Below are 18,436 nucleotides of genomic sequence, written 5' to 3'. Positions count from 1 at the left end.
ATACAACCACACCGCCTCTGCAATAATCTCAGATGGATAACGATGGCGGCGGTAAAGCGAAGAACGAGGTTCGGTCATCACCCGTTATCGCAACTGATGTTTACACTTAGGTTAAGGTAACAGTGCCGTGTAAGCGGGGCAAATTTGGTGGCCAAGACCCTGTTTCTGATTCCAAGTCAGGAACGTTTACATCATGTATGAAATCCAGGCCATACTGCATCGAAATCTGAAACGATCAAAGCAAAGATTAAAACGGATCCCTGACCCAATCTTCAAATGCATGACGTACCCGAATTACAAAAACTGTTCCGTCTGCTTCAATTTGATAAATAATGAGGTGGGCTTTAAACGGGTGCACCCGCACAGGTGGAGAAATTTCTTCACGTGCACGTGCCATTTGTGGGTTCTTTGCAATTAAATCCAGAGTGTTAAACAACTCTGCATGATAGCGTTTCGCCTGCACAGGCCCAAACATTGCTATACCCTGCTCGGCGATAGCAATGATATCGTCTTCCGCAAGAACAGAGAGTTTAAATTCCATCAGTTGCGTTTCAGAGATTTTTCGGCGTTAGCGAGTGCCACTGCGAAGAGTTCATCCTGTGAACGACTTCCTGGGCCACTTTGTAAGCCCTCGTCAACAAAGCGCTGCATCGCTGCGATCTTATCGCTGCGCATTTGATCTTTACGGATCAAATCGCGCACATAGTCACTCGCATTCGAATAGCGTCCCGTTTTGGCCTGAGCCTCAACCCATTCTTTCATAGGATGAGGGAGCGATACGTTCATCGTTACCATCAAATTCTCCCTTCACTGCAATTAAAATCGCAGATTGGCAAAGTTTGTCAATGCTATTTTCACTAGCTACCTATCCATTTAACGTTCAAGGCCAGACCGTTGATTATGATTGCCAGTCAACAACGGGCCTTCGCATCCATCCGGTGTTCAATATCGTGTGTGTTAAACGTGGCCCCGCCACCTCTAAAAAGTGCTGTACAGATATTGGGCAGTAAACAGATCGAGATGCCCGCCACCGACATTCTTGTAGACCGTGATCTCGCGATCATCGCTGCGGCCCGGATGTTTTGGCTGACATAGCTCAATCAAATCAGCTTCGATCTGCTCATGCTTGATCAGTCCAGTGGCGAGCGGAATTCCGAGTTCGCCCGAACCATCACAGCAATGGCGCGTATCAACAAATACCCGTCCGGCACGACGGAACACGTCATCATCGGCTTCACGCATGTCCGGCATATAGGCACCGATCAGATCGACATGAGCGCCCTCTTTGAGGAGTTTTCCCTTAACCAGCGGATTGGTCGACATGGTGACACACGATATGATGTCCGCCATCGAGACTGTGTTATCGAGATTCTCCACGGCAACGATGTCGACGCCAGCAATGTCAAGTCGGCTGGCAAGTTTTTCCGCCCTGTCGAAGTTGCGGTTCCAGATAAAGACTTGATCGATCGACGGTCGGCTGGCGCAATGAGCCTGCACCACATGGGGCGCTAGCCCCCCGGCACCAACCACCAGCAAGGTACGGGCGTCCTTGCGCGCCAGCAGGCTGGCGCCAAGTGCCGAATCTGCCGCCGTCTTCTTGAAGGTTTCAATGGCGCCATCACAGACCATGAGTGCTTCGCCGGTCTGACCGCTGAACAGCGTTACCGTGCCCTGGATCGAAGGTTGGGCCACAGGAAGTTTGACATTCGCAGGGAAAACACCGACCAGCTTGACGGCAACCGCCTCCCCTTCGAGCCAAGCTACCAGGGACACAAACTGGTTGTCTGCGCTTTTCCGATCCTGAAGCACGGTAGTGTCGCTTTGCGGTCGTTTGCCGCTCGCATGCGCTTGACGCAAGGCTTCGATCAATCCCGGATAATCGAGCGCGGCTTCGGTTTGCTGTGCATTGAGAATTATCATCATTCGTTCCTGTCACGCCACGCGCTTCAAAAAACTTTTAGTACGCGGATGTTGTGGATTGCCCATAACCTTTTTAGGCGGGCCGGATTCAACAATCACGCCACCATCCATGAAAATCAGATGGTCGGCGACTTCGCGAGCGAAGTTCATTTCATGCGTGACGACAATCATGGTCACGCCATCTTCGGCCAACTGGCGCATCACCGCCAGAACCTCACCGACCAGTTCCGGATCAAGAGCTGATGTGGGTTCATCAAAAAGCATCAGCCGAGGCTGCATCGCCAATGAACGGGCAATCGCCACGCGTTGCTGCTGCCCACCGGAGAGCTGGTCGGGATAATAATTCGCGCGCTCGGTAAGGCCGACTTTTTCCAGCAGCTTCATCGCCGCGGCGGTGGCCGACCGGCGACCTATCTTGCGTACGATCATAGGCGCCTCGATGATGTTTTCCACCACGGTCTTATGGGGGAAGAGATGGAAGCCCTGGAACACCATGCCCATTTTCTGGCGCTGGCGTGCCAGTTCGTTGAAGGACATCGTATAAAGCCGCTCACCCTGCCAACGCATGCCGATCGGCTCGCCTTCCAGCAACACGGCACCGGAATCCGGCACTTCGAGATAGTTCAGGCAGCGCAGCAATGTGCTTTTGCCGGAGCCGGATGGGCCGACAATGCAGGTCACGTCCCCCTTTTCCACCGTCATGTCGATGCCGTCGAGCACCCGGTGATTGCCAAAAGATTTGGTCAGTCTTTCCACCTGCAGCAGTGGCAAGCTCGCGGGCGTTTCATTCATTTTTGATATCCAAGCGCAAATTTGAAGGGCAGAAGTCTGGATAGGAATGATGCGGAACGGGTGGTCTGCCGGGATTTCAGGTGGTTCTCGACATGGTGCTCGAGGATGGTCAGGGCAGTCGACAGGATGAGATACCAGATCGTGGCCACGATCAGCAGCGGAATGGTCTGGTAGGTGCGCGAATAAATCATCTGCGCCGAATAAAGCAGATCTGGCAAGGCCAGAACGCTGACCAGTGACGTGAATTTCAGCATTGAAATGGTGTCATTGCCGATCGGAGGAATGATGATGCGGATTGCCTGGGGCAACACGATCCGCGTCATGATCTGAAATCGCGTCATGCCAAGCGTCGCGGCGGCCTCGGTCTGGCCCGGGTTGATCGCCTGGATGCCAGCGCGGATGGTTTCGGCGGCATAGGCGCTTTCTGTAAAGGACAGGCCAAGCAGTGCTGCACTCATCGGCGTGATCAGCGTGTTCATGTCCCAGGACCACAATGTCGGCCCGAACGGAACGCCAATGGTCAGATTGGGAACCAGAAGCGCCAGATTGTACCAGAAAATCAGCTGAACCAGGGGTGGAACGCCGCGAAAGAACCATATCCACAGCCAGCTTGCCCATTGCAGCACCGGATTGGCCGAAAGGCGCATCACGGCCAGTATGATGCCGATTGCAAAACCGAAGATCATTGCGGCAAAAGTCAGGAACAGCGTGCGCGCCAAGCCAGCGAGAATGTCGGGATGAAACATGTAGCGCACAACAATGTTCCATTGCAGGTTCTCATTGGTCGCCAGCATATTGACAAAACTCAATGCGATCAGAATGAGCACGGCGCCGGTGATCCATCGAGACGGATGGCGCACGGGTATCGGTTTGACACTATGTATATCCGGCCGGTGCGCGACCGTCTTTGCTGTTCTTGCCATGATTTACTCCAGACTACCGTATCGTGTTTAGCGAAATTCGTATTCGAACTTACCAAACCCGCCGGCCCGTGTTCCGGGCCGGCCCTTGCGTAATGGACCGCGGCTGTATTCGCACCGCCGCCGGCTGACGGGCGTTCTCCTTCAATCGGCCCTGACTATTTTGGCTCCGGATTGTCCTTAGTAACCAGAACCGCCTTTTCCAGGGTGCCGGCGCCATCAACGCCCCACTTTGCCATGATTTCCTTGTAGGAGCCGTCATCGATCATGGACTGGATGGCATCACGGAAAACTGGCCCAAGCGCATCACCCTTGCGCACGCCAATGCCGTTGAAGACCGGATTGCTGACCAGTTCAGATACGCTGAAGCGTCCGGTAATCTTGGCCATATAATGCATTTTTGCCGATCCGGCCGCCACCATCTCAACACGCCCCGAGGACACGGCCAGCTCGGCAGCGTTCTGAGTGGTGAATTGCTGCAGGTTAATCGGCTTCTCACCGGCGGATTCGCACAATTCCGCGCTCTTTTCCTTCAGATATTGGTAGTCCCAGGCACCTGTCATCACTGCAACGCTATGGCCGCACAGATCTTTTTCCGACTTGATGGAAAAGTCCTTGCCTTTCAAGAAGGCATAGGCGGTGCCTTCCTTGCGCTGAGGAATGAAATCAAGCGAATCAAGCCGTTCCGGCGTCACACCGAAGGAAGAAAATCCGGCGTCAAAACGCTTGCTGGCCAGGCCCGGAATGATGGCGTCGAAACTGGTTGCGGTAAATTCGAATGGTACGCCAATGCGTTCCGACATGGCTTTGGCCATGTCGATGCTCCAGCCTTTCAGGACGCCGTCTTCGACAAACTCGTCCGGTGGCCAGTCATTGAAGGCAGCAATCTTGACGCCCTTCCTGTAATTCTCCGGCACAGCGTCCTGTAGTGCCTTGATCGGTGCGGCATGCACCGAGGTGATGCTGGCGGCCGTGGCCAGCGCCGCCAGCGCTACCATCATGCGCCGGGATGCGGTTTTGCGACGATTGGTCATTTATCTCCCCTTTGATTGGAACTTTATCCCCGTGCGAGGCTCGTCTTCTACTTGCGTTGCTGAAAATGATATGCGAACGTTCTCACAATATAGCCATTGATTGATCGCATCCGTCAAGTTGAAAGTTGAGATCAGGCCCATCATCGCCTATGAAACGGTACAGGTATTGAGCAGCGTGAAACTGCTTGGAAGGAACGCGCAGACATGAGTGGACGACGCGCCGACAAGACGACCATTGCCGATGTGGCGCGCCTGGCCGGCGTCAGCACCGCGACCGCCGGACGTGTATTGGGCGGCTATGGCTATACCAGCGAAGAAATCCGCGACAAGGTGAAGAAATCCGCTGATATGCTGGGCTATCGCCCCAATCTGCTGGCACGCAGTCTTATCACCGGGCGCAGCAAGACCATAGGCGTTGTCGCGGGCGACATGCAAAGCCCGTTTTACGCCAGTATTCTGCGCGGTATTTCCGATGTGGTTCGTGCGCGCGGCTTTGGCTTGATCGTCACCAACAGCGATGAATCGATCGATCGTGAGCTGGAGGCAGTGGATCTTCTGCGCGAAAAGCAGGCCGACGGCATCATCATTGCGCCCTGTGATATTCTCAAGGCGCAGCACTTGCACGATGTCGTTGCCAGCGGCTGTCCGGTGGTTCAGATCGATCGCCGCGTGAAGGGATTGAAGGCGGATTCGGTGACCGTCAATGGCCGCCAGGCCGCCCACGCCGCAGTGACCCAAATGATTCTCGACGGCCATAGTCGGATTGGCGTACTGGCGGAACTCGAGCATGGCCGCTACAAGAATCTCAACGCATTTCTTCACGACCGCCAGCACAAGAAAATCGATATTTCATCGCTTTATCCGAGCTGGCAACGTCTGCTCGGCTATATCGAAGCGCATGAGGAAGCCGGGATCGCCTTTGATCCGAGCCTCGTTGCCCAGGTGGGCAGCTATTCGATCGATATTGCCCGCCAGCACGCCATCGCGTTGCTGACCCGGGAAACCCCGCCTTCAGCGCTGTTTACCACCGATGGATTGATGTCAGCCGGCGCCATGCTGGCAATCAGCGAACTCGATATTTCCATTCCGCAGCAACTGTCCGTGGTCTGCTTCGACGATCTGGACTGGATGTCGTTCTTTACCCCTAAACTGACGGCAATCCGGCAGCCGCTGCTCGAGGTTGGCGAAGCCGCGGCTCGTCTGGTCCTGGAGCGGCTCGATAGCGCCGATCGGGCGCAGCAGGATATCGTGCTGCATGCCGAATGGCAGCCCCGTTGTTCGCTCGCCCGCCATCCCGGTTGATCTGGCCGGTCTTAACCTCAAAAAGACACGCGCAGCGAGCTCAATCCTGCAACTCGGCTATAGGCTCGCCGAGATCAATCGGCGCGGCATGACCTGTACCACCATATTGGCCACATGTCGCCGCAGCAACGCGTGACGCCGCCTGTAGCAATGTTGCGGGCGCCTCGCCTTTCACCAGGCCATAAAGGGTGCGGGCGATGAAACTGTCACCAGCGCCTAACGTGTCAACCGCCACAATCGGTGTTGCTTCGGCATGGAAAACCCCTTGCGCACCGGCAAGAACTGCGCCCTTGGTGCCGCGGGTGATCAGCACCCAATCCGCGCCGCTCTCGCGCAGGCAGGCAATGGTCGCCGTAACCTCGTCCGGCGAAAGCTCACCGCCCGAAACAGCGGCTAGAAAGCATTTCGGGCCGATGCGCCGATAGTGTTCCACGTCGCGCCGGGTGGAGAAATCATAGGACAGACGTTGCGGCGCAATGGCATCCAGCCAGCCGTCAAGGCCGCTCGACTGACCGATATGGACGGCATCGAACCGGCGCGCAAACTGAATATCGGCGGCGCTCGGCTCAAACATCGACACTCCGAGATCAAAGCGGATGAAATAGCGATCATTGTTACCGCGATGACCAATGATGCAATAGGCCGTCTTGCCTGTGGCCTCCATGCGCAGATGCGAAGTATCGACGTCCTCGTCGCGCAGTGCGGCCTGAATGACCCTTCCAGCCGCATCTGCGGCAACCACGCCGATATAGGCCGCCTCGGCTCCAAAACGGCTCATATGGATAGCGACATTGACACAGTTACCGCCCGGAAACATTTCCCGACGCGAAATGTAACAATCGACGACATTATCGCCCATCGCCGCGATTTTGATCATTCTTATTTTCCCAATTGACAAGATGTGAGAACGTTCGCACACTAAAGTAGAACTGTCAACGTATCGCGGGGTTGGTACCGGGAAATGTTGCACTGGACCGGAACGGCTGCCGATCGGCACAGCCGGGCTCTTCAAGACGCTGAAAAGAGGAATAGAATGCCCAAACAACTTCCTACCGATATTGCTGAAACCTTGAATGCGCTTGCGCAGCGGGATTTTTCGCATGTGTTTCTGGTTGCCTGCGGCGGATCGCTGTCAATCATGCATCCGGGCAAGTATTTTCTGGATCGCCATTCGGGACTGCTGACCTCTGATGTCTATAATGGCGACGAGTTCGTCACACGCGACCCGCGTCGCCTCAACAGCGATGCCATTGTCATTCTGTGCTCCCAGACGGGCACCACCAAGGAAACGGTGCGGGCGGCAGAACATGCCCGTCGCCGGGGCGCCTGCGTGATCTCCCTGACGCTGGATCCGCAATCGCCGCTCGCCGCCGCCGCCGACCACGTGCTGCAATACCAGGCGTCCTACACCACCGGCATTCCGATCGATGGTGCCGACAGCAATTACAGCGTGCTTTACATGTTGCTGGCGGGCGTTGTCGATTTACGCGACAAGTCCAGCCTGCTGCCCAAACTGCTGGAAAGCCTGCCGGCACTGCAACCGGCCATTGAACGCGGTCAGCAGCATTTTGATGAAACCTTTACCAGATATGCAGAGCGCTATGGCCGCGAAAAAGTCGTGTACACCATGGCTAGCGGTCCGGTTTATGGCGCAGCCTATTCATTCTCCATCTGCGTGCTCATGGAAATGCTGTGGATCAACTCGCAAGCTATCCACGCCAATGAGTTCTTCCATGGCCCATTCGAAGTCCTCGATAAAAATGCCTGTTTCGTCGTCATGATTGGGCTCGATGAAACGCGTGCGCTGGCCGAGCGTGGCCGGGATTTCCTGTACCGTTTCGGCGAGCCGGACAATATGTTGGTGCTGGATGCAGCGAAACTCGATCTCGCTGGCATAGATGACACTTTCAAGGGATATTTCGTGCCGTTGATTTTCTTCGATGCTCTTTGGAAATTTGCCTATAAGTTGGCGGCGAAACGTGAACAGGTCATGCTGGACGGTCGCCGCTACATGAAAAAGATCACCGACTACTAACAGCACCCCGGCTCAATCTTCGTTGAAGTTGGGCCGGGACTACTACCGTTCCCGACATTGCCATGGCTGCTCGCTATACGGTGAATGGCCTCCATAATGCGGAGCTCGCCGCTACGATCTTTTCCGACCAACACCGTACGACAATCAATTGCGTTTGCCAGAGATCAATGCGTTACCTTTTCAAAACCGCACTATATACCGCTGCGCCGAAATCACTGCCCAAAGATGATACTCAAAACTCTAGATTACTTGAACCGGAACGGCTGTTCCATTGGCGGAGAAGATATGCATGTCCTTCGTCGAAGCTGTAAATCGTAATGTATCTGAGAGCCTAAAATCCGCTTCCTCAGGGGTTTTGATCAGATATTTGGTGTCGGAACCGACCATGTCGATGTAAAGGATTTGCGCCTCGCCCAGATGCTCTACAAGATCCACGGTTCCCGAAAAGAGGGGGCTGCCAGTTTCCTCGCGGGCAATCCTGGTATTCTCGGGTCGGATTCCAACGCTCACTCTATCATCGAGCGCGAAACTTCCATCATTGGCTTGAAGTGCGAGTTTCGTCCCACAGTCGAGATGGCAGGTGTAATTGCGTCCTGCCGCCTCCGATATGGTGCCTGCAAGTATGTTCATGGCGGGGGAACCGATAAACTGGGCAACAAAGAGGTTGGCTGGCTTTTTGTAAAGCTCCACAGGTGTTCCGATCTGCTCGATATGGCCATCCTTGAACACAACAATCCGATCCGCCAGTGTCATCGCCTCCACCTGATCATGCGTCACATAAATCATGGTCACATCGGGCATGCTTTGCTTGAGTTTTGCAAGTTCAATGCGGGTGGCGACCCGCAGGGCCGCATCAAGATTGGACAAGGGTTCGTCGAACAGGAAAACACGCGGGTTCCTGACAATCGCTCGTCCAATCGCAACACGTTGCCTTTGCCCGCCTGAGAGGGCTTTGGGCAGGCGTTGCAGATAGTGACTCAGCTGGAGGATTTCGCCCGCTTTTCTGACCCGTTTGTCTATCTCTGCCTTTGTCACGCCGGCGATCCGCAGACCGAAAGCCATATTCTCATAAACTGTCATATGCGGATAAAGCGCGTAGGACTGAAAAACCATGGAAATACCCCGTTTTGACGGAGCGACATTGTTCATACGTTCCCCGGCGATGATGAGATCACCCGACGTGATTGTCTCAAGGCCTGCAATCGAGCGCAAAAGGGTTGACTTTCCACAGCCGGACGGCCCCACGAAGACAATAAACTCACCCGATTTGATATCAAGATCAATGCCGTGGAGTACTTCGAGATTGGAGTAGGATTTGCGTATATTCTTCAGCGACAGATCGGCCATTGTTCCCGTTCCTTGTATTCTTGTTCGGCGTGGGTTGCGTTGCTCACGGAGCCAGACTGGCCAGAAACCTTGTTATGGGACCCGGGACACGGTTGAGAATTTCGGTATCGTTTTTTCTGCGAATAGCCCGGCGGACAATTCTCGCACCCAGGTAGCGCACGGGTTCGGGCGGAAGCCTGGTGCGATTTTTGATCCCCACCAAACCACAGCCGCTCCATTTATCCACGCGGCCAAGCATCAGGCTTGCAAGGATCCGGCCCGCGACAGGTGTCTGGGCAATGCCGGTGCCATTGAACCCCAGCGCATAGAATATATTCGGATGGTGTCGTAAATGATCGAACACCGGCAGATGCTGCGCGGTGCAGTCGATCGGACCGCTCCAGTCATAAAGGATCGGCACGTCCTTTAGCTGAGGATAGACGCGGTGGAGTTCACGGATATTGTCTGCGCCACCGTCAGCGCTGCGATTAAACCGTGCATCGATCCGATCACCATAGGCAATTCCACCCGTCCCGCGTCCAAAGACAACCTGACCGGACGTGGTGCGCTGATAATAAAGCACGTGATGCTGCGCATCGCAGATTGAGGCACCATCGGTCCATCCGATACGCTCCAGCAGATCCGCGGCCGGCGCTGTCGCGATCAGTTGGCTGCTTACCACATACAGATAGGGATGAAGTTCGGGTATCGCGGAAGCCCAGGCATTGACCGTTAAGGCAACTTTGCTGGCAGTCAATGTACCCTGTTGCGTTTTCAGTTCGGCTCGCTCACCTGGAACGATCTCCAATACCGGGCTATTTTCATGAATGACAATCCCCTTCGAGAGCGCGAGCTTGCGAAGCCCAAGGGCAAGTTTGGCGGGCTGGACCGTCCCGGCCCGCTCTTCGACAATTCCTGTATAGGAAGCGCTTGAACCCGTACGCCTTTCAATATCCGGTGCATTCAGTAGCTTAAACGGGTTGAAGTCCGATTTCTGGCAGATGTCCAGGGCTTTTCCCCATGCATTCTCCTGGGCGCGGGAGCTTGCGGTCCACAGCCAACCATCAAGACGCAGATCCATGTCGATGGTTCCGCAGTCTTGCAGCGCTTTCAGCTCGTCAATCGCGTCGCAGGTTGCCTGACAAAGCATGCGTGCATCGGCGTCGCCGACAAGATCGCGCAACATATCGATTTCAGCATACCAGCTGTGGACTTGTCCGCCATTACGCCCGGATGCCCCCGAACCGCAAAAATCTGCTTCCAGGATCGTAATATGCGCCGTTGGTTCCTGCTCACGTAAGCGAAGTGCCGTCCAAAGACCGGCATATCCGCCGCCAACGATTGCAATATCGCATTGCTGCCGGCCCGTTAAAGGTGCGGTGACCGGATCGGCGCCAATGCTTTGCAACCAGAAAGAACGATCCCGTTTTGCTGCGGCAACAGGTGGCCTCATTTTGATTGCGTTCATAGACGGACCCTCTGCGCTGTTGCTATCACATCTTGATATTTGTCGAGCAGCCACTGCGGGATTGACTGCAAGGGTTGGGGAAAGCCGCCCGGGTGGGTGCAGGTTTCAGAGGCACTGACAGCAGCGTATTGCAGTGCCTCTTCTTCAGAACAGTCTCCCAGGAGAAGCGCCACCAGGAATGAGGCAATAAAACTATCCCCGGCCCCACACGTATCGACCACATTTACGGGCACCGAGCCTGCAGAATACAACTGACGTCCATTGTCATAGAATGAACCGCGTTTGCCGCAGGTGATAACGACCCGTTGCGCTCCAGCCTGCTTGAATTGCGCAATCAGTGGCTGCACCGGTTCCTCTGGATCGTCGGGACCTGACGCAAACACCAGGGGGACGCCTTCAAGTGCCAGGTCAAAATGCCGGGTCGAGACATCCACACTAAACCTGGCACCGTCGTTGACGAGCTGGCGCACCAGCTCCTGACTGGAATTGGTTCCAAGATGGATCCAGTCCGCTGAAAGCAATGACTGATATCGCGGCTGGTCTGGCATGTAGTTTTCACCAACACCCAGAGATTCAAACAGAAAATGCCGTTCACCGCCAATATCGGTCAAAAGCGTTACAGCTGAATTTCCCTGAATAGTTTCAATATCGCTTGGCACAAGTCCGACATCTTCGATCACACCAAGCATGATCTCTGCTTCCCTGTCGGGTGCCAGTGCGCCCATATAACGGGCGCCGACCCCAAGCCGTTTCCACTGCACAGCAACATTGAGGGCATTTCCACCAACAGTAACGACCCCCTTGTTCAGATAAGCATCAAGGCAGTTGTCACCCACAGCAACAAGATTGAGATTTGCGTTCTTCATCATCATTCCGCGGTATCAAAATGGGGGGAAATCGCATCAAGGCAGCGCCGCCAGACTGCAACCGGATCCAGTGCATATGAGCCGTTGCCAAATGGCTCGAAGGTCAATGTGCCCCGGAATGAATGATGGGCGATTTCAGCAAGGTAGCCGTCAAGTGGCAAATTTCCGTCCCCCCACGCCAAATGTCCCGCCGGTGTTCCATCGACGACATGAACATGGGCAAGACGTTTGCCAAATCTCGAAAAGTAATCACCAACCTTATCTCCGGCCGCGGCCATGGCAACCAGATCAAGTACCAGGTCGACATTTTCCGCATGCAGATCCTGCCAGAGACGTTCAAGATCGGCGGCATTATTGACGATGTTGCTTTCAGTGCGCTGTAGAGGCTCAAGCAGACATCGAAGCCCCAGATTGGCCGCATGTGCCGTAATTCTCTCCAACGACTGAAGCGAATGGTTCCACGCGCTTTCGCGGCTCTCGCACTCAAAACCCCGTCCGGGTGTCAAGAAGAGGTAGTTCGCACCCAGTTCGGCACTTAAATCGGCTGCTCGCAGAAAGCATTCAACACTCTTTTCACGATAAGCTACGTCGCCCGAGGCTATGTTGACCGGATAAAGAACCTGTTCCGGGGTGAAGCAATGTACGCTGATCCCGTTATCATTCAGAATTGACCGAACACCTGAAAGCCGTGCCCGGTCAGAATGAAACAGATCAAGATGGGGGGCTATTCCCCATAGTTCCATACGTTGAAAGCCCATCAGCCGAAGCTGTTCGACCACCCATTGAAAGGGATAGTGCTGGAACGAAAAGTTGGCACCGATCAACTGTTCACGTTTTAACATTTTCCACCACGCTATTTGCCGATGCCTTCCGCCAGCCCGCGAATGAAGAAACGCTGTGCGGCGAAGAAGACGATCAGGATCGGAAGTGCCGAAAGTGTCATTGCAGCAAAGACAACGGCATAATTGGTTCCGTGTTTTGCCATGATCGATGTAAGGCCGACGGGCAGGGTCTGCACATCCGCACCACTGGTGAAGATCATGGCGAAGAGATATTCATTCCAGGCAAACAGAACGTGCAAGATTGCACACGAGACGAGTATCGGCTTGCAAAGAGGTAAGGTCACACGCCAGAAAATCTGACCTTCACTGGCTCCGTCCATGACGGCGGCTTCGTCCAGATCGCGCGGAAGACCAAGCATATAGGCGCGAATAAGAAACGTGGTGAACGGGATGCGAAACGCGGTATAGAGAATAATAAGCGCCCAATAGGTGTTGTAGAGACCAAGCTTTTGCATGATCCGCACCAGCGGAATGACCGCAACCGTTGGGCTCAACATCAATCCGCCAAGCACCAGACCGACAAAGAACGGCTTGCCCGGCAGTTTGGATCGCGTCAGGCCATAAGCAGTCCAGGCGCTTACCAGAACCGTACAGACAGCCGAAACCAGCGTGACGATGATGCTCGTTGCAATATAGTTCCTGATGCCCTGGTTCCACGCCGATATATAGTTGTCGAGCGTGAAGCCTGTTGGCAGCGCAAAGGGCTCACCAAATATCTCGGAGTTAGTCTTAAAACCATTCAGGGCCATCCACACCAGCGGATAGATTACAACGATACCAAGACTAATGAGGAAAGTAACCAGACAGACACGCACAAGCGTCTGCACAAAATCCGTGGGTTGCATCTCGCGCGACTGATAGGGGGCGTTGCTCATAGTTCTACCCTCCGCTTTCTGGTATACCAGAGCTGTCCAAAGCCGGTCAGCAGCGTGATGATAAAAATTACCGAAGCGATAGCCGCGCCATAACCGAAGTCATTTTCAATAAAGCCCTGTTGATAGAGCCATGTTCCTAACACCTGACTGCTGTTGTTGGGGCCACCGCCTGTCATAACCATGACTTCGTTGAAGACCTGAAACGCTCCGGTAATCGTAACGATAACCATGAGACCGGTCATTTCGCGTGTCAGTGGAAAAGTTATGTTCCACAGCCGACGCCACATACCCGCGCCGTCCATAGTCGCCGCATCATAAAGTTCGCGCGGGATCTTCTGGATTGCTATGGCAAATAGAAGAGTTGAATAGCCAAAGCCCTGCCACTGGCTCATGGCAATGATTGAGTAGATCGCGGTCTGTTCTTCTCCCAGCCATGCCCGAGACCAAGCGGCAAGTCCCATATGGGTAAAAGCGGAATCCAGCAGGCCTATATCGGGCTGATAGATAAAGTAAAACAACAGCCCCGTCACTGTGATCGAAATTGCTGATGGTATGAAATAGACAGCGCGCCAGAACCTACGCCATGTTTCATGTTGCAGACCTTCAATGATCGCCGCGAGCACGAATGCACCGAACACCTGGAACACGACCGAAATGACAGCATAAAGCGTGTTGTTCAAGATTGCCGTCCAGATCACCGGATCGTCTTGCAGACGTCGATAATTATCCAGACCGACAAAGGCAGTTTCGCCAGTAAAAATATCCTGATTTGTCGTGCTGACGATAAAGTTGTTGATGATGGGATAGTAGACAAACCATAGGATTAAAACGAACGCGATCAGAACCCAACGGAACGACAGCAGCTTCGCCAGCAAACCGGACTTGTCGAATTGCGACCCGTCCGGCAGGGGGAAGCCGTTTTTGACAGCCTCCCCTCTATATTCACGCTTCATGACAGTCATCGGCCAATAACATCCTTATCGGGAAGAGGCTGCAGCCTTTTTTACCTTTTCCATGACCTGTTCCGGTGTCATGGATCCACCAATCAGGGCTTGCAGGCCCGAAAGCCAGACAGATGCAACGCGCGGTGGATTGGCCGTATCAAGCCACGGCATCAGATAGGACGAATCCGCGATAACCTTGAGACCTTCAACGACAGACGGGTTCATGCTCTCAGCCGAATATCCGCCAACAGTGGCGCTTGGCTGCCCATAAGGTGGGGCCGACAAAACCTTCCCGTTTTCGGGCGAGGTGATAAACTTCATGAAATCCACAGCCAGCGGAATGTTCTTCGACGCGGAATTGATCATATAGCCTTCAGGCGCACCTTCGATTGATTTGACATCACCCTTTGCGTCTTTCGCTGCTGGCAGTTTGAAAAAGCCAAAGTCTTCCTTCTTCAGTGCACCATCTGCCGTGCTTTGATCAAACTCGATAATTTCTTGATAGTACATTGCGGATTTGGCGTTGCTGAACTGCTGCAATGCCGAAGCATAGGATGAGCCGTTTGTACCTGCGCCGTCCGAACAATCGTCGATGAGCTTCTTCAGTTGTGTCAGGCTCTCAACATAGCCTGCATCCGAATATTCGGCCGTCTTCGGATTGAAATCCTTTTCAAGCGTCGCTTGTGGTACATTATAGGCAAGCAACTGACCGGCAAAATGCACAGCTGGCCAGCCTTCCTTGTTACCGAACGAAATCGGCGTCACACCGGACTTGCGCAGAGCTGCACATGCACTGATCAGTTCATCGAAACTCTTCGGTTCCGCCACACCGGCCTTGTCAAAAAGGGCTTTGTTATAGCCCATGAACTTTGCATCCAGATAAAGCGGAATTCCGTATAATTTGCCATTATACTGGAATGCGCTGACTGCTGCATGGGCAAGCTGTTTGCCCCATGGCGTGTCGGGACCAATAATCTTGGTCAGATCGACAGCACGATTGCCTCGCACAAAGTTCTCGCCCCAGCTCCCAGTCCAGGTGAAGTAGATATCTGGCAGCGAGTTAGACGCAACCAGGGCCTTGGTTTTCCCCTTCACGCTGTCGTCGCTTTCCTGAATAAGCTCGACTTTTACGCCTGGGTGAAGCTTCTCATATTCCTTGGCAGCGTTGACGAAATAGGGGGAAAGTTGCTGAAGGCCGAACTTCGTCAAAATGCTCAACGTGCCAGAATATTCGACGGGAGCATCAGGTTCCGCAACCACAGCGTCACTGGCGAGAGCTGCATTCATGTTGCCAGCCAACAATCCAAACATCAGGAGTGAAGCAAGGCTTGTTGTGCTCAAAAGCGTTTTGCATTTCATCTCGAAGTTCCTCTCTTTTTGCTATTGTTTCTTTATGTCGTCAGAATGCAGGAACCCGATCCGGCATAACCGGATCGGGGACGGCTCTTAGTACTCGACACGTTTGTAATAGCGCCGCGTGGTCAACGGGTGATCACGCAGCACTTCCAGATGAGCACTCAAACGTTCCAGCATGGTTGCCAGGATGATTGGGGAGATCAGGCTGCGTGTCTTTTGGGAGATGCCTGGAAGGCTGGCAGAAGCGGCGTCCAGAATACGAACCTTATCGGTGTAGCGCTTTGCGAAGTTTTCGACCCGGTCCGTCAAAGGACGGCATGCATCCTCGCCCTTGAATATGAACAGGCTGACGCCTGGCTCAACCAGTTCGAGCGTGCCGTGGAAGAAGTCGGAAGCATGAACCGGACGCGTGCGGATCCATTGCATTTCTTCGAGAATGCACATGCCGTAATAGTGAGCTTCTGGCCACGCCGTGCCAGCGCCGGTGAAGATGTGATACTTCTCGTCCTTTATTTCCTGCGCGAGCGCGGCTGCGCCTTCTTCAAAGTTCTCCTTCACCGAAACCAGTAGTTCCGGAAGGCGCTTCAACTCGGAGACGGTTTCGTCGTATTCTGGAAATTCACCGCGTTCAGCCAGCAGCGCCAGCACGATCAAGAGGGTCTGCAGGTAAAACGATTCTGAAGAAGTGTCGTCCTCTGCAAAATTGGTGAAGTTGTAATCGGCATCAAGGCCCAGAGGCGTGTCCTTGTGACCGGTAAGCGATAGCGTTTTAACACCCTTCTTTTTCAAGAATGCCAGAAGCTGCACGCTTTCCTTGGTCGTCCCCGACAGGGATGGAAGGATCACGAGTGCCTTTTCGTCCAGCCCGGCGGGCGCTTCTAAAACAACCTGAGCGGAGAATGCCGCTGACACCGGGAAAACGGTTGCGTTGCGGGCAATCTCGATTGCGGGCTGGGTCAAAAACTGTACGCCGCCCGTCCCCATGAAGAAAATGCGTTCCAGGCCATCGTCGAGCAGCCTGCGCATCAGAGCGCGTACATCCTCTGCAATTGCGACCGCGCCGCCCTGTATTTTTACAAAGCGATCTTTATCGAAGTTGAGCATTACTACCTTCCCGTTTGCGCAGTTGAAACCTCGAGAAAAGCCCGAACCGGTTTTGCGCCTGTAACTCGTTGAGACAATGTGAGATCGATCTCACATATATTTAGCGCACAAGATTTTTCCTGTGGCAAGTAGGTTTCAGAATTTTTTTACAGGCAGAAAATCAAGCTTCGTTGGCTCATCGACGGCTGACCGAACCCCGGACTATCAGCTTGGTTTCAAAGCTTATTTTCTCTGGCAGTCTCTTTTTTCCTGCTATTTTTTCAAGCAGAAGCCGGCCGGCAGCACGACCTATTTCCGACACAGGCTGGGAAACGACCGTGATCTGTGGATCGGTAAAAGTCGCCAGATTGAAATCATCAAAACCGATCAGAGAGACATCATGAGGAATCGATATTCCCATCGATCGGAAGGCTAAAAGCGCTCCCTGTGTCATCAAGCTGTCGACGGTAAAAAGTGCCGTTGGAGGCTTTTTTTGACTGAACAGGCGTATCGTTGCATCCACGGCATGCTCAACCGTCGACTGTGCGACGCAGATCAATTTTTCGCTGGGTTCGATGCCATGGGCAAGCAACGCAGTCTTATAGCCATTGAAACGCTCGCGCGATGTGAAGATGCGTGCATCATCTTGCAAAAGCGCAATATCGCGATGCCCCATTTCGATCAGATATTCAATGGCCTTGCGCGCGCCACCTTCATTGTCGACCACGACACTGTCGCACGCGACACCCTGCGCTGCGCGATCGATCAGGACCAGAGGTACGTTTTCGTCGATCAGCCGTTGCAGATGCGAACTGTCTTCGGCTGATGTCGGCGCGACGATGAAACCGCGTATGCTCAACGATTGCAGGCTGGCCAGCAGTGATTTTTCCTGATCCAGTTGTTCTTCACTGCTCGCAATGATGAGATTGTGCCCTTCTTCTCGCGCCAGCACTTCAACATCATGGGCAATTTTTGCAAAGAACGGATTCTGGATGTCGCCAAGAACGCAGCCGATAATTGGCAACTGCCCGCTGCGCAGAGCCTGAGCCAGTCGATTGCCTCTATATCCCAGTTTCTCCGCAGCAGCCTGAACCTTCTGCGCCGTTTCATCACCAACATAACCGTAACTGTTGAGTGCGCGGGCAGCCGTAGCGCGCGATACATTCGCCAGTGCCGCCACATCCTTAAGGGTCGCCGATTTCAGAGCCATACCATTTTCACAACTGATGAACCTTGACAGTTGTTATCATCCGGAGAGGCGCAAGAGTAGTACCGTCTATCAAATGATTTGCAGGATGATCGATCGAAGATTATTTGGGCTCTGATCTATTGTGCGGTGAAAGGCCGGGCATATCAAAACAGCCATCGTCGTACAGAATGGAACGGGACTGTCAGCCAACCAGGAACTCTCGCGATGCGATGATTGCCAGTCAAGATTCTGGGTCCTGCTACTCACCCGCAGTAATTTAGCTCCGTAACGCCATAAAGAGATATGAACCTATGCCATCGCAACTGATGTTTACACTTAGGTTAAGGTAACAGTGCCCACCGATAGGACTCAAACAAGCGCCACGAGGATTGTCGACCGTACTCAGAAATAGCCCCTCCACTGCTTCCGCGTGAAGGGGCTCGTCATGGACATTGATGAAACTACCTACGGTAGGCTAAGCCGC

18 protein-coding genes and 1 pseudogene are annotated in these 18,436 nt (G+C 53.8%); 2 read left to right on the top strand and 17 right to left on the bottom strand.

All coding sequences use genetic code 11. The features are described from left to right. The 7 genes and pseudogenes from F9K94_RS25035 to F9K94_RS23970 form a co-directional block, all read right to left on the bottom strand. Positions 1 to 78 (bottom strand): annotated as a pseudogene (locus tag F9K94_RS25035) (IS6 family transposase); the annotation flags it as partial. 169 nt (positions 79 to 247) lie between these two features. Next, complete coding sequence (locus F9K94_RS23995; RefSeq protein WP_151610665.1) at positions 248 to 541, bottom strand: type II toxin-antitoxin system RelE/ParE family toxin; 294 nt, start codon at positions 539 to 541, stop codon at positions 248 to 250. After that, entirely contained in the window at positions 541 to 795 is a 255-nt protein-coding gene (locus F9K94_RS23990; RefSeq protein ID WP_151610664.1) for a type II toxin-antitoxin system ParD family antitoxin, read from the bottom strand. The genes F9K94_RS23995 and F9K94_RS23990 overlap by 1 nt, the downstream gene beginning before the upstream one ends. A 183-nt stretch (positions 796 to 978) precedes the next feature. Further along, the gene (locus F9K94_RS23985) at positions 979 to 1,923 is read right to left on the bottom strand and encodes an ornithine cyclodeaminase (protein ID WP_151610663.1); all 945 of its coding nucleotides are present in this window, start codon (positions 1,921 to 1,923) and stop codon (positions 979 to 981) included. Between the two features lie 9 nt (positions 1,924 to 1,932). Further along, positions 1,933 to 2,712 carry an amino acid ABC transporter ATP-binding protein gene (locus F9K94_RS23980; RefSeq protein ID WP_151610662.1) on the bottom strand — a complete coding sequence of 260 codons (780 nt, stop codon included), beginning with the start codon at positions 2,710 to 2,712 and terminating at the stop codon, positions 1,933 to 1,935. Further along, on the bottom strand, positions 2,709 to 3,635 hold the full coding sequence (locus F9K94_RS23975; RefSeq protein ID WP_151610661.1) for an amino acid ABC transporter permease: 927 nt from the start codon (positions 3,633 to 3,635) through the stop codon (positions 2,709 to 2,711). The genes F9K94_RS23980 and F9K94_RS23975 overlap by 4 nt, the downstream gene beginning before the upstream one ends. A gap of 155 nt (positions 3,636 to 3,790) precedes the next feature. Next, complete coding sequence (locus F9K94_RS23970; RefSeq protein ID WP_113534077.1) at positions 3,791 to 4,666, bottom strand: ABC transporter substrate-binding protein; 876 nt, start codon at positions 4,664 to 4,666, stop codon at positions 3,791 to 3,793. 204 nt (positions 4,667 to 4,870) lie between these two features. On the opposite strand from F9K94_RS23970, the gene F9K94_RS23965 reads away from it, so the two are divergent. Beyond that, complete coding sequence (locus tag F9K94_RS23965) at positions 4,871 to 5,968, top strand: LacI family DNA-binding transcriptional regulator (RefSeq protein ID WP_151610660.1); 1,098 nt, start codon at positions 4,871 to 4,873, stop codon at positions 5,966 to 5,968. Positions 5,969 to 6,008: 40 nt separating this feature from the next. On the opposite strand, the gene F9K94_RS23960 is transcribed toward F9K94_RS23965, so the two are convergent. Continuing rightward, on the bottom strand, positions 6,009 to 7,070 hold the full coding sequence (locus F9K94_RS23960; protein ID WP_255447027.1) for a PfkB family carbohydrate kinase: 1,062 nt from the start codon (positions 7,068 to 7,070) through the stop codon (positions 6,009 to 6,011). Between F9K94_RS23960 and F9K94_RS23955 the strand changes: the two genes are divergently transcribed. Beyond that, complete coding sequence (locus F9K94_RS23955; RefSeq protein ID WP_151610659.1) at positions 7,002 to 8,003, top strand: SIS domain-containing protein; 1,002 nt, start codon at positions 7,002 to 7,004, stop codon at positions 8,001 to 8,003. The two genes, F9K94_RS23960 and F9K94_RS23955, sit on opposite strands and share 69 nt — an antisense overlap. Before the next feature lie 240 nt (positions 8,004 to 8,243). Here the strand turns inward: F9K94_RS23955 and F9K94_RS23950 are convergent, their stop codons facing one another. From F9K94_RS23950 to F9K94_RS23910, 9 genes are all read right to left on the bottom strand, one after another. Continuing rightward, positions 8,244 to 9,350, bottom strand: a complete 1,107-nt coding sequence (locus tag F9K94_RS23950) for an ABC transporter ATP-binding protein (protein WP_151610658.1) — start codon at positions 9,348 to 9,350, stop codon at positions 8,244 to 8,246. A gap of 43 nt (positions 9,351 to 9,393) precedes the next feature. After that, positions 9,394 to 10,851 carry an NAD(P)/FAD-dependent oxidoreductase gene (locus F9K94_RS23945; protein ID WP_235920686.1) on the bottom strand — a complete coding sequence of 486 codons (1,458 nt, stop codon included), beginning with the start codon at positions 10,849 to 10,851 and terminating at the stop codon, positions 9,394 to 9,396. Further along, positions 10,794 to 11,669 carry a PfkB family carbohydrate kinase gene (locus tag F9K94_RS23940; protein WP_151610656.1) on the bottom strand — a complete coding sequence of 292 codons (876 nt, stop codon included), beginning with the start codon at positions 11,667 to 11,669 and terminating at the stop codon, positions 10,794 to 10,796. Before F9K94_RS23940 ends, F9K94_RS23945 begins: the two co-directional genes overlap by 58 nt. Continuing rightward, positions 11,666 to 12,505, bottom strand: a complete 840-nt coding sequence (locus F9K94_RS23935) for a sugar phosphate isomerase/epimerase family protein (protein ID WP_151610655.1) — start codon at positions 12,503 to 12,505, stop codon at positions 11,666 to 11,668. The genes F9K94_RS23940 and F9K94_RS23935 overlap by 4 nt, the downstream gene beginning before the upstream one ends. 11 nt (positions 12,506 to 12,516) lie before the next feature. Then, a complete protein-coding gene (locus tag F9K94_RS23930) occupies positions 12,517 to 13,380 on the bottom strand; it encodes a carbohydrate ABC transporter permease (protein WP_151610654.1) in 864 nt (287 codons plus the stop codon). Further along, positions 13,377 to 14,333 (bottom strand): carbohydrate ABC transporter permease, encoded by a 957-nt coding sequence (locus tag F9K94_RS23925; RefSeq protein WP_235920685.1) that lies wholly within the window; start codon positions 14,331 to 14,333, stop codon positions 13,377 to 13,379. Before F9K94_RS23925 ends, F9K94_RS23930 begins: the two co-directional genes overlap by 4 nt. A 24-nt stretch (positions 14,334 to 14,357) precedes the next feature. Next, positions 14,358 to 15,683: an ABC transporter substrate-binding protein gene (locus tag F9K94_RS23920; protein WP_151610652.1), complete on the bottom strand. Its 1,326-nt coding sequence runs from the start codon at positions 15,681 to 15,683 to the stop codon at positions 14,358 to 14,360. 87 nt (positions 15,684 to 15,770) lie between these two features. Continuing rightward, positions 15,771 to 16,784 (bottom strand): SIS domain-containing protein, encoded by a 1,014-nt coding sequence (locus F9K94_RS23915; RefSeq protein ID WP_151610651.1) that lies wholly within the window; start codon positions 16,782 to 16,784, stop codon positions 15,771 to 15,773. 175 nt (positions 16,785 to 16,959) lie between these two features. Beyond that, the gene (locus F9K94_RS23910; protein WP_151610650.1) at positions 16,960 to 17,973 is read right to left on the bottom strand and encodes a LacI family DNA-binding transcriptional regulator; all 1,014 of its coding nucleotides are present in this window, start codon (positions 17,971 to 17,973) and stop codon (positions 16,960 to 16,962) included. Positions 17,974 to 18,436: the final 463 nt, after the last annotated feature.

Source organism: Brucella tritici, assembly GCF_008932285.1.
Classification (GTDB): Bacteria; Pseudomonadota; Alphaproteobacteria; order Rhizobiales; family Rhizobiaceae; genus Brucella; species Brucella tritici.
This window is presented reverse-complemented; position numbering and strand designations above follow the sequence as displayed.